Here is an 18,340-nt window from a genome sequence, read left to right on the forward strand (position 1 = left end):
ACCGATCCGACACCAACAAAAAATGGCCCGCCCGAAGGCGGACCAGAGTTAAGGTCGGGGGACCTGAAGCAAAGTCTTACTCCGCTGCGGTCACGGCAGCTGGAAGTTCCAGGGTACGCCAATCAACCTGACGCTCCAGCGCCTGGCCGTTGCCATCGAACAGATGGCAGTCCGCCGCCATGATGCCGGTGACCAACGGCTCTTCGGCACGAACGGGTGCCGATCCCGGCAGCAGCGCGCAATACGGCTCGCCAGACGGCAGGGCAGCATAGGCAATCGTGTTGATACCTAGCCGTTCGATGACCGATGGGGTGACTGTGATGTTGATGTCGCCCCGGGCAAGGGTCGTGTGTTCCGGCCGAATGCCGAGTGTCAGCGTCTGGCCAACAAGATCGGCTCGCGGTTCGACCGGCAGGATAACGCTCTGGCCTTCATAGGAAACAGTGACGCCGACCGGATCGATGGCGGTGCAGGTAACCGGCACGAAGTTCATCTTCGGATTGCCTATGAAGCCTGCCACGAACAGGTTCCGCGGCTTGTGATAGAGTTCGAGCGGCGCGCCGACCTGGGCGATATCACCTGCATTCAGCACCACGATGCGGTCAGCCATGGTCATGGCCTCGACCTGGTCATGAGTGACGTAAATCATCGTCGCCTGCAGATCCCGGTGCAGCTTTGTCAGCTCGATACGCATGTCGGCACGCAGCGCCGCATCGAGATTGGAAAGCGGCTCGTCGAACAGGAAGATCTTCGGTTCGCGCACGATCGCGCGGCCGATGGCGACACGCTGGCGCTGGCCGCCGGACAGTTGCCCGGGCCGCTGCTGAAGGCGCTGGTCCAGCTGAAGGATTTTCGCCACCGCGCCAACCTTCTCGCGGATCGTCTCTTCGGGCAGTTTCTCGACTCTGAGCGGGAAAGCAATGTTCTCGAAGACGGACATATGCGGGTAGAGTGCATAGGACTGGAACACCATGGCAATGCCACGTTCGACCGGCGGCTTGTCGTTAACCCGCTCCCCGGCAATGACAATGTCGCCATCGGACGTGTCATCAAGACCCGCGATCATCCTGAGAAGCGTGGACTTGCCGCAGCCGGACGGGCCGACGAAGACAACGAACTCGCCGTCCTTGACCTCGAGGCTGACACCCTTGATCACGTCGAAATGTCCGAACGACTTTCGCACCTTGTTGAGAAATAGCTGTCCCACGACTTCTGTCCCCGTGTGCCGACCAAATGACTGGACCGGCCAATTCACCATCAATCGAAAACCGCAGGCCGAAACCGGCCTGCGGAGCCTCGGTTGCCCGAGATTATTTATACTGCTCGAGCTCGCCAGCAGCCTTCTTCAAAGCATCGGCCGGTTCGGCCTTGCCGGTGACGACGGACTGGACCAGTTCGATGATGACGTTCTGGAAGCCCTTGTAGTCGGTGAAGAGCGGCTCAGGACCACCGAAAGCGATACCGTCGATGAACGGCTTCCAGGACGGATCGGCCTTGACGAACTCGTCAACCTTAGGCGACGGACGCAACGGCGTGAGGCCAGCACCGCCCTGCAGTTCGTATTCGCCCTGCGGACCCGGGGAAGTGATGAACTTGGCGAACTCGATCGCCTTTTCTTCAACGCCGGAACCCTTGAACACGGCCAGGCTGTCGGTGATCAGCAGCGTGCCTTCGCCCTTGGCGGCGGGGCCTAGCGGCAGAGCGGCAACGCCCCAGTTGACCTTGGTTTCCTTGAGGCGGGCAGCAGCACCCGAGCCGGCCTGGATCATGCCGACCTTGCCGTCGAGGAAGATGGCGCGGATTTCGTTCTGCTCATAGGCGGTCGCGCCTTCGACGGAATAAGGCGTGATGTCCTTGTAAGCCTGGAGGGCTGCGAGAACTTCAGGGCTGTCGATGACGACCTTGTCGCCGTCGATGACCTTGCCGTTGTTGGTGTAAACCCAGTGCATGAACTGGTGCATGGTGTTGTCGAAGGTCTTGGCCGGCAGGCCGTAACCGGCAGTACCGGTCTTTTCCTTGATCTGCTTGGCAAAAGCGATTTCTTCGGCCCAGGTCTTCGGCGGGGTTTCCGGGTCAAGGCCGGCAGCCTTGAACAGGTCCTTGTTCCAGTAGAGTGCCTTGGTCGAGAAGGCGACCGGCACGCCCCACTGCGTGTCTTCGAAGGTGACGGTATCGACGATGTTCGGATAGTAGCTGGCCTTTTCCTCGTCGGTCATCGGAACCGGAACGATCAGGTCGTTCTGGGCGAATTCCTTCAGCGTGCGCGAGCCGACATAGGCCATGCCGACCGGCGTGCCGGCGACGGCGAGCGTCGTTGCCTTGTCCTGGCACTGTTCCCAGCCAACAACTTCCGGCGTGACTTTCCAGCCTTCGTTCTTGCCTTCCCATTCCTTGATATACTTCTCATGGATCGGGTCGATCTTGTCGCCGCAGTAGATCCAGGAGATTTCCTGGTCGGCAGCCAGCGTGGTCAGTGCCGAGCTGGCCAGCAGGGCAAAAGAGCCTGCAAGCATGGTCAGTTTTCTTGTCATCGATAGTTCCCCTTTGTTGACAGGTTGAAGCGTCCGGTTAGCCCGAATTTTATTGGCAGCCTTACTTGATCGCCCCGGCGGTCAGACCGCTGACGAGATAGCGCTGCAGGAAGAAGATGACGATCATCGCAGGTGCGATGCCGACGAAGCTGGCGGCCATCAATTCGTTCCACACCACTTCCTGGCGGCCAAAATAGGCGAACAGCCCGATCGGCAGTGGCATGAATTCGGTCTTCGAATTGAAGGTGAGCGCAAAGATGAACTGCTGTGCATAGGCGCCAATGAAAGTCGTGATCGCAACCACGGCGATACCCGGTGTGGCAAGCGGCAGGACGACTCGGCGGAAGGTGTAGAAATAGCCTGCACCGTCGACATAGGCCGCCTCCTCCAGCTCGCGCGGGATGCGCAGCATATAGGTGCGTAACAACCAGATGGCAGTCGGGATGAGGAAGGCGACACCCGGCACGATCATGGCGAAATATGTGTTGAGCACCCCCATCGATCGCATCAGGCGGAAGAGCGGAATGAGCAAGACAGCGCCTGAGAACATGTTGACGGCGAGAAAGGCCCCGAGCAGCTGGCCGCTGCCCTTGAACTCGAAACGGGCAAAAGCATAGGCCGCCGGCACCACCAGAATGAGCACGATGACGGTGGCAACCGTTGAGATGAAGAACGAGTTGAAAATGTAGCGGGCAAAGCCGGGAACGCTCACCCACATCGTTCGATAGGCCTCGAACGAGCCGTTCTCCGGCCAGAAGCGATAGGGCGAAGAAAACAGCTGGCTGAGCGGCTTCAGCGAGACCAGGAAGCCTTCTACGAAGGGCGCGAGCACGAAAGTGAGAAACACCGCGATGCCTGCATAGATACCGACGAGTTCATACCACTTGTAGCGATTGATGAGGGCTGTCTTGTCGTAGCTCATCGGGCGTGCTCCTGAGAAAGCCGGCTCGTGACGCGGAAATAGGCAAAGCAGAAGATCGACAGGAAGATGCAGATCAACACCGCGCGGGCAGCACCCTCGCCGTATTTCTTCGACCCGATCGCCGTGTGATAGGTGTCGATGATCATCGTCGTCGTCTCGCCGCTCGGGCCACCGCGCGTCAGGATCCAGATGATGTCGAACGAGTTGAAGGTCGAAATAAGAGAAATCATCGACATGGTGATCATGGCGGGCAGGATCATCGGCAGGGTGATGCGACGGAAGCGATAGGAGCGACCGGCACCATCGGTCCAGGCGGCCTCATAGAGGTCCTGGGGGATCGCCTGCATCGCCGCCATCATGTAGAGCGTCACCATCGGCACGCCGATCCACACGTCGGTAAACACCGTTGCCCAGAAGGCGGTCGATCCGTAGGCAAGGAAGGCGACTGGGCCATCAACCACGCCCATTCGCTGGAGGACGCCGGAAATCATGCCAAACTGGCCGTTATACATCCAGCCCCACATGAAGATACCGATGGCCATTGGCACGATCCATGGGGGCATAGTCAAGATCCGAAACAGCGTCCGGCCGGGTACCGCAGAGTTCAACATCGCGGCCCCGAAGGTGCCGATGATCATTTTGATCGACACCGAAAAGAAGGTCCAGATGAAGGTTCGGACGATGACCGTGCCGAACGTATCATTGAAGATCTTCTCGTAATTGACCCATCCGACCCAATTGCTCGTTTTCTTCAACGAGGCATCGGTGAAGGACAGAATGAAGGTGTCGACCAGCGGATAGGCGACGATCACGGTGATATAGAGAAGTGCCGGCGCAATCAGCAGCCAGGCAAACAGGATAGCGCTACGGCGAGCTTGCATCCGACCGCTCCCTCAAGCCGACCGCGCGTGGACAGCGTCGGGCGTGCCATGCAGGCAAGCATCGAACGTCTCCCAGACGGACTTCAAATCGACAACCTTGCGACCAAGGCGCGCCTCATCCATCGCAAGAGCCAGCATGCCGGCCTCAAGTGCATCGATCGCCGAAACCGGCTGCTTGGCACCCGTGCGAACGAAGGCAAGAACATCTTCTGCCATCTGTTCGTCGGCGCCGTAGTGATGCGATTTAGCCGAAGGAGCGGAATAGGTATTGGCAATCAGCTTCTCGTTGGTGCGTGCATCATGCACATTCATGAAGCCGCGAACGAAATCGCCTTCCGCCATGCCTTTCGAGCCCATGACGCAGAAGCGGCGGAACTCGTCCGGAACATTGAGATTGGTATGGAAGGTCATCGACGCGCCATTCTCGTATTCGACGATGGCTGTCTGGAAATCGATGATGTCGCCATCGCTGTCAAACACCTTGTCCGAACCCATCCAGCCGCTCGGCTTGCGATGGTAGACGTCCATGTCGTTGACGCCATGGATTTCCGGCGCATTCGAAGGCACGAAGCTCTTGCGGCCGCCGAAGCTGGCGACGAAGCGCGGGCGTGCGCCGACCACACCATTGTAAAGGTCGAGGTCGTGGCAGCACTTTTCCAGCATGAAGCCGCCGGCATACTGGCCGTAACGGCGCCAGTCGCGCATGAAGAAGGCACCATGATAGGGCTGGATATGCTCGGATGCCTCGATCGACACGACGTCGCCAAGCTTGCCTTCCGCCTGCGCCTTGCGCAGGTCGCGGTACAGCGGGGAATAGCGCAGCACCAGCCCGACCAGCAGGCGGTCATGGCCATGGGTGCGCAACAATGAGGCCAGCGCGTAGCTCTCCTCGATGGTCGTGACGATCGGCTTTTCGGTAAAGACCGTCAGCCCGGCCTCGAGACCAAGACGGATATGATCCAGATGAAGATGATTGGGCGAACCGATCATCAGGAGATCGAAAGTCTCACCGGCGATCAGCGCTTCGGGCGTGTCGTAGGACTTGCCCGGCAAAATGCCGTTTTCCGCCAAAGTCGGCATTCCCGCGGGCGCCGGATCCACATAACCGACGATCTGGAAATCTGGATCGAGCTCCTTGAACACCCGAGCCAAGTAGCCGAGGCGGAATCCGAGCCCGATAACGGCAACCTTCATGTTTAATTCCCCTGCTTTCGCAATTATTTTTCTTAGACTGCTTCAGAAACCGTCCATCGTCAACATCCAGTGGAAATTTTCATCAACTTATGAAAATCCTTTTCATCCACTGTGTGCCTCTGTAAATGTTGGGCTTCATCCCAACCGATCAGGAAGACATCGTCGCCGATGCAAAACTTGACGATCAGCCACACACCTTCGAACTGCGGGCGGACTTGGCTCGGCCTTTCAAAAGTTAACGAACGATACCAAATAAATGCCAATCGTCCAGCCAGATTCGCCTCAAAAGCCTGAATTGTTGATAAACGGATGATTTATCGATGATATTTCTGATGTAAGCAGGTTTTTGGTACTCAACTGATGAAACCATTTGCGAAATAGGTCCTTGGTTGGTATCTTTTTAAGCAACGGACACCGGAGGCTCAAGGAATGCGGATAGCGAAAAGCCTGGATTGCGCCTTCTGTGGCCGTTGCGCCGACCTTGATCGCGAACGCAAGAGCAAACCATGAGCGCGACCCTCCCCCTGGATCAGCTTCAGGCCGTTCGTGGCGGCCCTCTTTATGTCAAGCTTCGCAAGATGATCGAGGACGCCGTGTCCTCCGGTCGCCTGAAGCACGGCGACGCCTTGCCTGCCGAACGCGATATCGCCGACGCGGCCGCGATCAGCCGGGTGACCGTGCGCAAAGCGATCGACGATCTGGTCAACGACGGACTGCTGGTTCGTCGGCGCGGCTCCGGCACATTCGTCGTCAAGCCTGTCCCGCGCATGCAACAGCCCCTCAGCCAGCTCACTTCGTTCACCGAGGACATGCGCCGGCGTGGCATGACGGCGGGATCGCGCTGGATCGACCGCGGATTGTATTTTCCGACCGCCGAAGAAACCATGATGCTGGGTCTCGTGGGCGGCGCCAGGGTGGCGCGCATAGAGCGCATTCGCACAGCCAATGACATGCCCATAGCACTGGAACGCACGAGCCTTCCCGACGATATCCTGCCCGATCCGGATGCGGTGGACGATTCCCTCTATCTCCACCTGCGCCAGGGCGGCATCTCGCCGGTGCGCGCCAACCAACGCATCTCAGCCGTTATCCTGAGGGATGACGAAACCAAGCTGCTTGGCGTCCCGCCGGGGTCCGCCGCGCTGTCCGTGCAACGTATCGCCTATCTTGAAACCGGCCGCGTGATGGAAATGTCGCGCGCGCTCTACCGCAGCGACGCCTATGACCTGGTCGCCGAACTGACCATCGGATCTCCGTGACGCCGAACCTTGAAAGACCCGCAATGCTGACCAAAATGCGTGAAGAAATCGACGAGATCCCGGCCGCGGCGGCACGCCTGCTGAAAGAATCGGCTGACGCCATTGAAGAATGCGCCACGGCCCTGCAGAAAAAGGACCCGAGCGTTGTCGTGACGATCGCACGCGGATCGTCCGACCACGCGGCCTATTTCCTCAAATATGCCATCGAACTGCAACTCGGCCTGCCTGTCGCTTCCCTCGGCCCGTCGCTGGCGTCCATCTACGAAGCGCCGATGAAGCTGACCAACGCCGCGGCCTTTGCCGTATCGCAGTCCGGTGCCAGCCCCGATATCGTCGCAATGATGCGCGGCGCAAGGCTCGGCGGTGCAACCACGATCAGCCTCGTCAACACGCTGCCCTCGCCGCTTGGCGACGCGGCGACCATTGCCGTCGACATCAAGGCCGGTCCGGAAATAGCGGTCGCGGCGACCAAATCCTTCGTCAATTCGATTGTCGCAGGTCTGGCAATCATCGCGGGCTGGAGCAAGGACCGGGAACTGGGAGACGCAGTGGCGCGCCTGCCGGAGCATTTCTCGCAGGCGCTGAAGCTCGACTGGAGCACGCTTGTCGAGCCGCTGGCCAATGCGGATTCCCTTTATATGCTCGGCCGTGGCCCGGCGCTGGCGATTGCGGCCGAAGCCGCGCTCAAATGCAAGGAAACCTGCGAACTGCACGCAGAAGCCTATTCCTCGGCAGAGGTCCTGCACGGCCCGGTCTCGATCGTCGGCAGAAATTTCCCGGTCGTCGGCTTTGCTGCCCGTGACAAGGCGGAAGCCTCGATTGTCCAGACGGTATCGAAACTGGCGTCCAACAATGCCGCCTGCTTCATCACCTCCGACAAGTTGGAAGGTGCAAACCGCCTGCCGTTCATCGCAACAGGCCATCCGTTGACCGATGCACTGATGCTGATCGTACCATATTATGGCATGGTCGAATCGCTTTCGCGCGCAAGGGGCTTCAATCCCGATAAACCCGTCGCCCTCAAGAAGGTCACCCAGACCCAATGACTGCCGTTTTTGCCATAACCGCCAGCCGCATCTTCGATGGTCAGAATTTTCACCAGGACGCAGCTCTTGTCATCGACGGCAGCAAAATCGGCGCCGTCATGCCTCAATCGAAACTGCCGGCCGGCATCAAGACGCTTCCGGTCGGCAACGGCCTGATCGCACCGGGCTTCATCGATCTTCAGGTCAACGGTGGCGGCGACGTGCTTTTCAACAACCAGCCGGATGTCACCGGTATCGAGACGATCTGCGCGGCCCATGCCCGTTTCGGCACGACGGCCCTGATGGTCACCCTGATCACCGATGTTCCCGACATCCGCGACACCGCTGTCGAGGCCGGTTGCCAGGCGGCTCAAGATGCTGTGCCGGGTTTCCTCGGCCTACATCTGGAAGGGCCGCATCTCTCTGTCGCCCGCAAGGGAACCCACGATCCATCCCTGATCCGGCCGATGACCGAAGATGACCTGGCCTATCTGGAGACCAAGGCTGGCACCTTCGGCCTGGCGATGATGACCGTGGCCCCGGAAAGCGTCACGCCCGACCAGATGCGCCGCCTCGTCGCGGCCGGCTACCACATCAGCCTCGGCCACACCGATTCAGCATGCGCGGTAATCGCAGATTATGTCGATGCCGGCGCGACGATGGTCACCCATCTGTTCAACGCCATGAGCCAGCTCGGCAATCGCGAGCCTGGCCTAGTCGGCGCCGGCCTCTCTTCGCCGGCACTGCATTGTGGCCTGATCGCCGACGGTTTCCACGTCGATCCGGTGACGATGCGGGTAGCACTCGCCGCCAAACAAGGACCCGCACATATCTTCCTCGTCACCGACGCCATGTCGACCATCGGCACGGACAGCACCGGATTCGACCTCAACGGTCGTGCGGTCTATCGCCGTGACGGCCGCCTGACGCTGGCGGATGGTACGCTTGCAGGCGCCGACATCGACATGCTGTCATGCGTGCGCTTCGTGCATGAACGCCTCGACCAGCCGCTCGAGGAGGCATTGCGCATGGCCAGCCTCTACCCGGCGCAAGCAATCGGTGCGGCTTGCAAAGGCAGCCTGACGGCCGGAAGCGACGCCGATTTCATCGTGCTCAGCGATAAAATCGACCTTCTCTCAACCTGGATCGGCGGCGCTTGCGTCCATGAGGCCAAGGCCGAACGTCGGGAAGCCCGCGCATGATCGTCTGTTTCGACATCGGCGGCACCGCCATCAAGGGTGCCGTGGCTTTCAGCGCCGACGACATCCGCCCATTTCCACGGCATCCGACACCGATCCATGACTTCGACGCCTTTGTCGCGACCCTCGCCTCCGTGATTGCGGAGGCCGGCGAGCGTCCTGATTGCGTGGCGATCTCGATTGCCGGCGTCATCGATCCCGACACGTCGAATGCCGTCGTTGCCAATATCCCCTGCATCCATGGGCGACCGCTGCAGGCCGACCTTGAGCAGCGCCTCGGACTACCCGTGATCATTGCCAATGACGCCGACTGTTTCGTCCTGGCCGAGGCCAGCATCGGTGCTGCCAAGGGTCATCGAGTGGTTTTTGGCATCATTCTCGGCACCGGCGTCGGTGGCGGCCTGGTCATCGACGGCAAGCTCATCAACAGCGACGGTGGCTTTGCCGGTGAGTGGGGCCATGGTCCCATTTCCGCAACAGAGGCCGGTGATCCGCCGGCACGCGTTCCACGCTTTCAGTGCGGTTGCGGCCAGAAGGGTTGCATCGATGCGATCTGCAGCGCGCGCGGGCTGGAGAAATTGCACCAGCATCTTCATGGCGAGGCACTGACCAGCGAGGAAATCCTGTCGGATTGGCAAAAGGGTGATCCGCTGGCTGCACGCACCATCGATGTCTATGTCGATATCATCGCCGATCCGCTGGCGCTGGTCATCAATCTGACCGGGACGACCATCCTGCCGGTCGGTGGCGGCTTGTCCAACGTACCGGCGCTGATTGCCGCCATAGACACCGCGGTTCGCACACGCATCCTGCGACGTTTCGAAAAGCCGATCGTCATTCCAGCCGAATGCCGGGTTGAACCCGGCCTGATCGGGGCTGCCGTGCTTGGCCTGACGGCGGCAAAGGACATGGATAAACGGGCGAGGACAGTGTGATGGATATGTTGGTCAAGCTCTACGATTTGCACTGCGATACCGGGCTCGATCGACGCATGGCCGACCAGGACATCACCCTGCGCCGCGCGCTGGTTCCAGAACTGAAGGCGATCTGCGACTGGATCGAACCGCGTTTCGGTTCAAGTTGGGCGGCAGAAGCGACTGCCGCCATTATGCGCCAACCAGTCACCTGCTTTATTGCCCATCAAGGCGCGACATTGCTCGGCTTTGCCTGCCATGACGCGACGATGAAGGGCTTCTTTGGCCCGACGGGTGTGGATCAGGCAGCACGCGGCAAGGGCGTCGGCCATGCACTTCTGATCACCACCCTGATCGACATGCGTGCCCAAGGCTATGCCTACGCGATCATCGGCGGGGCCGGGCCGATGGACTTCTATCAGAAGAGCGTCGGCGCCGTGCCGATCGAAGGCTCTAAGCCCGGCATCTATCGCGGCATGATCCCCGCCGCAGCCCCGAACGGCGTCTCGGGCTGATCCTCAGCCAAGCTCAAGCGTCGTGATCGCAAACACGCCATCCGCTTCCATCGCAGGTGGCGCTCCGCGATACATGCGCGCCGTCATGAAGCCGCGCTCGAAACCGGACGCCGCCAGGTGTGTGCTGAAAGCCCGCTGGTATTCCGGCACATCGACATGCACCGCCGTGCCCGCCAGCTGTTCAAGGCAGGCATTGAGCAGGCCAAGCGCAACAGCCTCGCTGGTGGCAAACAGCGGTCCGATCTTGCAGCCATCCAGACAGTGCCGGAGAACTGCATAGCCATCGACCTGCCCACCGTTGCGGCTGACCATCACCTGACGTGGCGGAGCGAGCCATGTCTGCAAAAATGGCGCCCGTTCAACCGGAAAGAACCGGCGATCAAATGCGGTGATCTCGGCCGCATGATCCGGCCCCGCACGACTGACAGTGTGTTGGACCGCTCGACTGGCGCAAGCATTTGCCGCCGACCAGCGGAATGTCCGATAGTGAGGAATGAAGCCCATCCGGCGGTAGTTATCCTGTTGCTCGAAAACGCCGTCGAGCCCGATCACCGCATCGCCGAGATGTGCCATACCCGCATCCCAGACCTTGCGACCGAGGCCCCGTCCGCGAAAATCGGGATGGCAGATATACAGCCCGATGAAGCCGAAGCCGCCATAGGAGACGGCTGAAATGCCGGCAGCCAGTCGACCATCAACCAGACAGCCGATAAAACCTTGCGGATCAGCAGCCTGAAATGCGGCCGCATCCGCCGATCCCGGATTCCAGCCCTCGTCAGCCGCCCAGCCGACCAGTTGCTCGACTTCCTCGAAGGTCAGCACGCGGATTTCGGCAGACACCATGTCAACTCTCACAGCATCATGGCAGAAGGCGAGAAGCGCTCAAGCGCGCCCAGATAGGGCTTGTCGATCGGTGTCGCATAGGCGCCGCCTTTTGCGGTCGAAAGTCCGAGCGCAACCAGCGCTTCGGCCTGTTTCACAGCCGCAGCCACGCCGTCGACCACCGGCACACCGAATTCGCGGCGCAGTTCCAGCGTGAGGTCCGCCATGCCCGCACAGCCGAGAACGATGGCCTCCGCGCGATCGTCTCGAAGCGCCGCCACGATCTCGCGACGCAACTTCTCTCGCGCGTTCGAATTCGGATCTTCCAGAGACAGCACCGGCACGTCGGCAGCCCGCACCTTGCAACGTCCGCTCATGCCATAGCGATGCACCAGATGCTCGACCGGCAACCGCGAGCGCTCCATCGTCGTCACGATGGAAAACCGCTGCGCGATGAAGGATGTCGCAGCAACCGCCGCCTCGCAGATGCCGATCACCGGGATCGAGGCAAGCGCGCGCGCCGCATCGAGCCCCGTATCGTCGAAACAGGCGATCACGATTGCCTGCGCGCCCTCCCGTTGCGCTCTGGAAATTTCGACCAGGAGCCCGGGTATGGCAAAAACCTCGTCGTAATAACCTTCGATCGACACCGGCCCCATTGATGACGTGATGGCCTCGATCTCGGTCCCGGCATTCGCCACGCGCCGCGCGGCGTCTGCAATCGTCGCCGTCATGCTCACGGTCGTATTCGGGTTGATCACTGCGATTTTCATGCGCTCAGCCCTGGTTCCTGCGCCGGCTCATACCAACGATCAGGCCGAGTGTTCCCGCAATTACGAGGAAAGAGAAGACCGTCGTCACGGTGCCGAGCGCATAGAGCACGGGCGTCGTCACATTGGTCGTCATGCCGTAGATTTCGAGCGGCAGCGTGTTGTAGGTCCCGGCCGTCATCAAGGTGCGAGCAAACTCGTCATAGGACAGCGTGAAGCCGAACAGGCCGACACCGATCAGGCTTGGCGCGATCATCGGCAGCACGACGTGGGCGAAGGTTTGCCACGGCGTGGCGCCCAAATCGCGTGCCGCCTCTTCATAAGCCGGGGAGAAGCGGTTGAAGATCGCAAACATGATCAACACGCCAAACGGCAGCGTCCAGGTGAGATGCGCGCCGAAACCCGAGGAATACCAGGCCGGCTGCAGGCCGATCTGCTGGAACAGCACACCGATGCCGAGCGAGATAACGATCGATGGCACGACGAGCGAAGCGACGGACAGATAGAACAGTGCCGTGCCTCCGATAAACTTGCGACGGAAGGCAAGGCCGGCCAGCAGCGACACCACCACCGTCACCACCATGACCATCAGCCCGAGCATCAGCGAGCGCCGGAAGGAACCGCCGAAATCACCGACCGCCTGTGTCTGGAACAGATTGGCAAACCAGTGCACCGAAACACCGTTCAATGGGAATGTCAGGCCGCCATTCGGCCCTTGGAAGGACAGGATCAGGATCGCCGACAGCGGACCGTAGAGAAAGAGGACGAAGACGGCAAAGAAGGCGGCTAGCACGTAGAATTCGCGGGGGCGTTTGTCGCTGTTCATGCTCAGAGTTCCTTGCGGATATCGACGACGCGCAGGATCGCCGCGACCATCATCAGGACGAGGATCAGGAGCACGACCGCATTGGCGGCGGCGGCCGGATATTGCAGCAGCGACATCTGGTTCTTCATCATCAGGGCGACCGAGGCACTCTGGCCGCCCGACATCACCTGCACGGTGGAGAAATCGGCCATGACAAGCGTCACGACGAAGATCGTGCCGATCGCCATGCCGGGCTTGGCCAGCGGAATGATGACATTGATGAGCGTCTGCCAGCCGGAAGCGCCGGCGTCGCGCGCCGCCTCCATCAGCGAGCGATCGATGCGCATCATCGTGTTGAAGATCGGCGTGACCATGAACAGCGTGTAGAGATGCACCATCGCCAGAACCACGGCGAAGTCGGAATAAAGCAGCCATTCGATCGGCTGCGGAATGATGCCCGCGCCAACGAGGGCATTGTTGATCAGCCCGTTGCGTCCGAGAACCGGAATCCAGGAGATCATCCGGATAATGTTCGAGGTCAGGAACGGCACCGTGCAGACGAGAAACAGTACCATCTGCATCGACGAGGTGCGAATGTGGAAAGCGAGGAAATAGGCGACCCAGAAGCCGATGAACAAGGTGATCGCCCAGACGATGAAGGCGAATTTCAGCGTGTTCAGATAGGTCTTCCAGGTGACCCAGGAACCGAGCGTCTCGGTATAATTGAAAGTGACGAAATCGGGATACATCTGGGCAAAGTCATAGTCCCAGAAACTGACGACACTGATCATCAGGATCGGCAGCAGCAGGAAGCCACCGAGGATCAGCGTCAACGGCAGCGCCTGAAGATAGGCAGGCAACCAAGACGGCAGCTTGATGCCGCGTTTCGGCTTTGGCTCGCCGACGCCGATGAACCGCACTGTCGCCATGGTTTCCGTCTCCTGCTTGTCGGGGACTACCCCCTCTGGCCCGCCGGCCATCTCCCCCACAAGGGGGGAGAAGCCGTGTTGTTCTCACCCTGCCCTTCCCATCCGCGTCCTAAATTCTGGAACATGCCAGAATGGGACTTGGACACGCCCGCGGGTCTCCCTCCCCTTGTGGGGAGGGTGGCCGGCAGGCCGGGCGGGGTCTTAACCTCAAGCCGCGATGAACTCGTTCCAGCGGCGAACCATGTAGCGGTCTTCATCCATGACGGAGTTCCAGCACGCGACCTTGCCCATGCGCTCTTCGAAGGAGCCGCCGTCGCGCACGGCGCCGGCCTTTTCCATGACCTTGCCGTCCGGAGCAACGATATCGCCCTGGGCAGCCTTGCCTTCGATCCAGTAGCCCCATTCGTCAGCCGACATATGTTCCTTGGCGGTTTCCATGGCAGCCGAATAGTAGCCCTGACGATTGAGATAGGCGCCGACCCAACCGGATGTGTACCAGTTGATATATTCGTAGGCCGCGTCGAGTTGAGCGCCCTGCAGATGCGAGGCGAGACCGAGACCACCGCCCCACGAACGATAGCCTTCCTTGAGTGGCTGATATTTGCAGGCGATGCCCTTGCCGCGGACGGCGGCAACCGCCGGCGACCACATCGACTGGATCACGACTTCGCCCGATGCCATCAGGTTGACCGACTCGTCGAACGACTTCCAGAAGGCGCGGAACTGGCCGTCCTGCTTTGCCTTGATCAGGAATTCGATCGTCGCGTCGATTTCCGCCTTGGTCATGTTGCCCTTGTCGGCATACTTGATGTTGCCCATGGCTTCCATGATCATCGCGGCATCCATGATGCCGATCGACGGGATATTGAGGATCGAGGTCTTGCCCTTGAAGGCCGGATCCATGATGTCAGCCCAGGTGGTGATTTCTCGGCCGACGAGATCCGGGCGAATGCCGAGCGTATCGGCATTGTAGATCGTCGGAACCATGGTGAAGAGTTCCGTCTCGCTCTTGGCAAAGGTCTTGTCGCCGGCCTTCTCGACGTAACCGACGGTGTGCGGCGCCGTACCCTGGGCGATGACGCTGTCCGGCGTCAGCTTGCCGGTTTTGAACAGCGGCACGATCTTTTCGTAATACTTGAGCTTCTTCACATCCATCGGCTGGATCACGCCGGCGGGGAAGACCTTCTTCAGGATCCAGTATTCGATATCGGCGATGTCATAGGAATTCGGCTGCGTGACGGCGCGCTGGGCGGCCGCGTCCGAATCCGTTGCCGTCATTTCAAGCGTGATGCCGAGGTCCGCCTTGCACTTTTCGGCTATCGCATTGAGGTTCGACACGCCGGTGCCGAACTGGCGCAGCGTGATCGGGTTCTGCGCCCAGATGGTCGGGAAGCCGGTGATGACGCCGGAACCGGCAGCAAGGCCGGCGGCGGCTGACGCCGTCTTCAGAAGCGAGCGGCGGGAAATTCCCTTGGGTGTCTTGCTGGTCTCTGACATGCGCTGTTCTCCTGGTTATGATGTTTTACTTCAATTGCCGATGCGCCCGAGGACGATCGAATCCGTGTCATCCCATGACAGGGTGACCCCCTCGCCGACCTTCACCGGCGCGGCAAAAAACGCGGCGTCGGTCAGGACTGCGGTAAACTCGTCTGTAAAGGCTGTGGTGACGGTCAGCTTCACCTTGGCGCCGAGATATTCGACATTGGAGATGATGCCGTCGAAGCCGAGACCGGCCGATGACGCAGCCCCAAGACGAACGTGATCCGTGCGGATCGCGATATCGGCCGTATCATCCTCAACCGGCGCCTGCCCCTTGGCGAAGAAGCGGCCGCCGCCAATCACCTCGATGAAAAGGCCGGCCTCGGTCCGCTCGACGATGCGGCCGGACAGCACATTGTGATCCCCCATGAACCGGGCAACGAAGGCCGTCGCCGGCGCCTCGAACACCACGCGCGGATGGGCAGCCTGCTCGATGCGGCCCTCGTTCATGATGACGATGATGTCGGCGAGCGCCATCGCCTCTTCCTGGCTATGCGTCACATGCACGAAGGTGATGCCGAGTGAAGTCTGCAGCTTTTTCAGTTCCGCCCGCATACGGATCTTCAGGAAGGGATCGAGCGCCGACAACGGCTCGTCGAGCAGCAGGGCCTCTGGGTTGGTGATCAACGCCCGTGCAAGCGCCACGCGCTGCTGCTGGCCGCCCGAAAGCTGCGCCGGCCGGCGGTTCGCATAAGGTTCGAGCTGCATCAGCTTCAGCATGTCCAGCGCCTTGCGCCGGCGCTCTTCCTTTTCGACGCCTTTCATCTTCAAGCTGAAGGCAACATTGTCGACAAGATCGAGATGCGGAAACAGCGCGTAGGACTGAAACATCATCGCCGTGCCGCGCTTGGCCGGCGGCAGGTCGGTAACAACAGCATTGCCGAGCCGCACGTCGCCGGAGGAGATGCTTTCGTGACCGGCAATCATCCGGAGCGTCGATGTCTTGCCGCAACCCGACGGCCCAAGCAGGCAGCAATAGGTGCCCGCCGGTATTTTCAGGCTGATGGCATGCACCGCGGTGGTGTTGCCATAAACCTTGGAGACAGCGGCGATATCGATCTCTGCGGCTTTGCTCATGATAGCTCCCTCATCTGCGATAAGGGAATGCATATGCCGTGCCAGTTTCAGCCGACCCGGCTAAGTGCTTGGATTCTCGAATGCCATTGTGCACTGCGCAAAAGACATGAGCATGCCGCAAACCTGTATGCACAAAAAATAGACTATTGTGTTCGATGTATCATCAATATTGTAGACAATATGAAATTCAATACGACGACAATGCGGGTTTCAATTTATCTCCGCTTTGGCTAAACAGAGAGGACATCGGAACATCCCCATGAACCTCAAAGCCACGTCGCACCGACAACTCGACCAGAACCAGGAAGACCGCGCCCGCGCAATCCGTGATGCGTTGCGCGACGCCATCGTCGATCGGCGCCTGGCGCCCGGTACCAAACTGTCGGAAGCCGAAGTCGGCACATTGTTCGATGTCAGCCGCACGGTGGTACGCGATGCTTTGCAGATGCTTGCCTTTGAGGGCCTGGTGCGCACGGAACGCAACCGCGGCGCCTTCGTCTCCAATCCGAGCACCGAGGAGGCCCGTCAGGTCTTTGCCTCGCGCCGCCTGATCGAAGCAGGCATCATAGCCGCCGCCGCCGAACGACTGACGCCGGCAGATATCGCGCTGTTTCGCGAGCAACTGCGCGAAGAGGAACGCCATCGCAATGAGCGAGGCGCCAGCGCCCGCCGCGCCGAAATCAAGGCTTCCGGCGACTTCCATCTCCTGCTGGCCAAGGTTGCCGGCAATGCGGTGCTGGAAAAGTTCATGGACGAACTCGTTGCCCGGTCCTCGCTGGTGATCGCGCTCTACGGCCGCACGGGCGTTTCAAGCTGCGGGCACGACGAACATGGCGACATTCTCGATGCCCTGGAAAAAGGCGACGTCACCCGCGCCACGCATCTGATGATGCACCATATCGACCATATCGAGGCCGACCTCGATCTCGCGCTCAGCGAGACCCGGACACTGAAGGATGCCCTGGCGCTATAATGCCTCCGGGAACCTCAGTTCAGCCAAAGATGGACAAGTGCCGCCTCCGGCGTTTCGGCTCCGCCGTTTTCCACGCCGGCCGCCCATAGGCCCGCACCAGCGGCATAGGCCCCTGGCTGCAAGCCACCAGCCTCGCACTGGCTGACCGCACGGACGCGCTTGCCGCTCGACACCGCCTTTGCCAGTGCATCGAGAACGGCCGGATTGGCCATGGCCGTTCCCGAACCGAAAACCCTGAGAACCGCGCCGTCGAGCATGTTCAGCGCGGCAACCAGGAAGGCAGCATCCATGCCCGGCGACAGGGAAAGAACAGCCAGGCGCTTCTCGGAAAAGAGCTTTGACTTGGCCGGCTCCAGCGGAAGCTGAGGCTGCGAACAGAACGCGTCCTCGCCCTGGCTATCGTGCTTCACGAGACCCGCCGCCGGCAGTAGCTTGCCGGCAAAGGCAAGGAAAACGCCGGCACCCGGCGCCAGCGCCGTTCCGATGGCAAGGGCCAGATTGTCCTCGGCATCAGCATTCTGGCCGAGCGGTTTCATCGAGCCGCAAAGCACAACACGCCGCTCTTCTCCCGCCAAAGCCTGTGAAAGGGCAGCACCTGTGAAAGACATGGTGTCGGAGCCATGCGTGACGATGACCGGCGTGTGCGGATGCGAACGGATGACGTTCAGGATGATGTTCCATTGACTTGGACCGACATCGGCACTGTCGAGCAACGGGTCGAAGATATGGCGAACGAGCGTGATCCCCGCCGGCAGCATTGCCTCAAGCGCTGTTTCCACCATGCCCGCCTGAGGCGCAAGGCCATCCGGTGTCGGCACCATGCCGATCGTGCCTCCCGTATGGATAAGCAACAGCTTCATCGACCTCTCCCTGCCCTTTTCCGCATCCTTGCGGCCTCTTTGTCCGGCTCGTGACGCGCCCTCTTAGGCGAGCCCCTGCCCAATATCAATGTGGAAGGACACAAGCACCGGCGAGCGCTCCGCTG

General features: G+C 60.4%; 18 protein-coding genes. 6 read left to right on the top strand and 12 right to left on the bottom strand.

What is annotated here, in order from left to right; genetic code table 11:
* Positions 1-76: 76 nt before the first annotated feature.
* From IM739_RS18770 to IM739_RS18790, 5 genes are all read right to left on the bottom strand, one after another.
* On the bottom strand, positions 77-1,207 hold the full coding sequence (locus IM739_RS18770; RefSeq protein ID WP_237369174.1) for an ABC transporter ATP-binding protein: 1,131 nt from the start codon (positions 1,205-1,207) through the stop codon (positions 77-79).
* Positions 1,208-1,310: 103 nt separating this feature from the next.
* Positions 1,311-2,531, bottom strand: a complete 1,221-nt coding sequence (locus tag IM739_RS18775; protein WP_237369175.1) for an extracellular solute-binding protein — start codon at positions 2,529-2,531, stop codon at positions 1,311-1,313.
* Between the two features lie 61 nt (positions 2,532-2,592).
* Positions 2,593-3,453 carry a carbohydrate ABC transporter permease gene (locus IM739_RS18780; RefSeq protein WP_237369176.1) on the bottom strand — a complete coding sequence of 287 codons (861 nt, stop codon included), beginning with the start codon at positions 3,451-3,453 and terminating at the stop codon, positions 2,593-2,595.
* A complete protein-coding gene (locus IM739_RS18785) occupies positions 3,450-4,334 on the bottom strand; it encodes a carbohydrate ABC transporter permease (protein WP_237369177.1) in 885 nt (294 codons plus the stop codon). Before IM739_RS18785 ends, IM739_RS18780 begins: the two co-directional genes overlap by 4 nt.
* A gap of 12 nt (positions 4,335-4,346) precedes the next feature.
* Positions 4,347-5,528, bottom strand: coding sequence for a Gfo/Idh/MocA family protein (locus IM739_RS18790; RefSeq protein ID WP_237369178.1), 1,182 nt, complete (start codon positions 5,526-5,528; stop codon positions 4,347-4,349).
* Positions 5,529-6,034: 506 nt separating this feature from the next.
* On the opposite strand from IM739_RS18790, the gene IM739_RS18795 reads away from it, so the two are divergent.
* From IM739_RS18795 to IM739_RS18815, 5 genes are read left to right on the top strand one after another with little or no spacing between them, the layout of a single operon-like run.
* Positions 6,035-6,787: a GntR family transcriptional regulator gene (locus IM739_RS18795; protein ID WP_237369179.1), complete on the top strand. Its 753-nt coding sequence runs from the start codon at positions 6,035-6,037 to the stop codon at positions 6,785-6,787.
* A gap of 23 nt (positions 6,788-6,810) precedes the next feature.
* A complete protein-coding gene (locus IM739_RS18800; RefSeq protein WP_237369180.1) occupies positions 6,811-7,833 on the top strand; it encodes an SIS domain-containing protein in 1,023 nt (340 codons plus the stop codon).
* The gene (gene nagA, locus IM739_RS18805) at positions 7,830-9,014 is read left to right on the top strand and encodes an N-acetylglucosamine-6-phosphate deacetylase (RefSeq protein ID WP_237369181.1); all 1,185 of its coding nucleotides are present in this window, start codon (positions 7,830-7,832) and stop codon (positions 9,012-9,014) included. Before IM739_RS18800 ends, nagA begins: the two co-directional genes overlap by 4 nt.
* Entirely contained in the window at positions 9,011-9,946 is a 936-nt protein-coding gene (locus IM739_RS18810; RefSeq protein ID WP_237369182.1) for an ROK family protein, read from the top strand. The genes nagA and IM739_RS18810 overlap by 4 nt, the downstream gene beginning before the upstream one ends.
* Positions 9,946-10,440, top strand: a complete 495-nt coding sequence (locus tag IM739_RS18815) for a GNAT family N-acetyltransferase (protein WP_237369183.1) — start codon at positions 9,946-9,948, stop codon at positions 10,438-10,440. The genes IM739_RS18810 and IM739_RS18815 overlap by 1 nt, the downstream gene beginning before the upstream one ends.
* Positions 10,441-10,443: 3 nt before the next feature.
* Here the strand turns inward: IM739_RS18815 and IM739_RS18820 are convergent, their stop codons facing one another.
* The 6 genes from IM739_RS18820 to IM739_RS18845 all read right to left on the bottom strand — a co-directional run bounded on the left by IM739_RS18820 (position 10,444) and on the right by IM739_RS18845 (position 16,382).
* Positions 10,444-11,283, bottom strand: coding sequence for a GNAT family N-acetyltransferase (locus IM739_RS18820; RefSeq protein ID WP_237369184.1), 840 nt, complete (start codon positions 11,281-11,283; stop codon positions 10,444-10,446).
* Positions 11,284-11,291: 8 nt separating this feature from the next.
* Positions 11,292-12,035: an aspartate/glutamate racemase family protein gene (locus tag IM739_RS18825; protein ID WP_237369185.1), complete on the bottom strand. Its 744-nt coding sequence runs from the start codon at positions 12,033-12,035 to the stop codon at positions 11,292-11,294.
* 4 nt (positions 12,036-12,039) lie between these two features.
* A complete protein-coding gene (locus IM739_RS18830) occupies positions 12,040-12,858 on the bottom strand; it encodes an ABC transporter permease (protein ID WP_237369186.1) in 819 nt (272 codons plus the stop codon).
* Positions 12,859-12,860: 2 nt separating this feature from the next.
* Positions 12,861-13,766, bottom strand: a complete 906-nt coding sequence (locus IM739_RS18835; RefSeq protein WP_237369187.1) for an ABC transporter permease — start codon at positions 13,764-13,766, stop codon at positions 12,861-12,863.
* Between the two features lie 207 nt (positions 13,767-13,973).
* Positions 13,974-15,263 (bottom strand): ABC transporter substrate-binding protein, encoded by a 1,290-nt coding sequence (locus IM739_RS18840; RefSeq protein WP_237369188.1) that lies wholly within the window; start codon positions 15,261-15,263, stop codon positions 13,974-13,976.
* A 30-nt stretch (positions 15,264-15,293) separates the two neighbouring features.
* Complete coding sequence (locus IM739_RS18845) at positions 15,294-16,382, bottom strand: ABC transporter ATP-binding protein (RefSeq protein ID WP_237369189.1); 1,089 nt, start codon at positions 16,380-16,382, stop codon at positions 15,294-15,296.
* 259 nt (positions 16,383-16,641) lie between these two features.
* Here IM739_RS18845 and IM739_RS18850 point away from each other — a divergent pair, with 259 nt between their 5' ends.
* Complete coding sequence (locus IM739_RS18850) at positions 16,642-17,355, top strand: GntR family transcriptional regulator (RefSeq protein ID WP_237369190.1); 714 nt, start codon at positions 16,642-16,644, stop codon at positions 17,353-17,355.
* Between the two features lie 14 nt (positions 17,356-17,369).
* Here the strand turns inward: IM739_RS18850 and IM739_RS18855 are convergent, their stop codons facing one another.
* The gene (locus IM739_RS18855) at positions 17,370-18,215 is read right to left on the bottom strand and encodes an asparaginase (RefSeq protein WP_237369191.1); all 846 of its coding nucleotides are present in this window, start codon (positions 18,213-18,215) and stop codon (positions 17,370-17,372) included.
* Positions 18,216-18,340: the final 125 nt, after the last annotated feature.

It is taken from the genome of Rhizobium sp. SL42, assembly GCF_021729845.1.
Lineage (GTDB): Bacteria > Pseudomonadota > Alphaproteobacteria > Rhizobiales > Rhizobiaceae > Allorhizobium.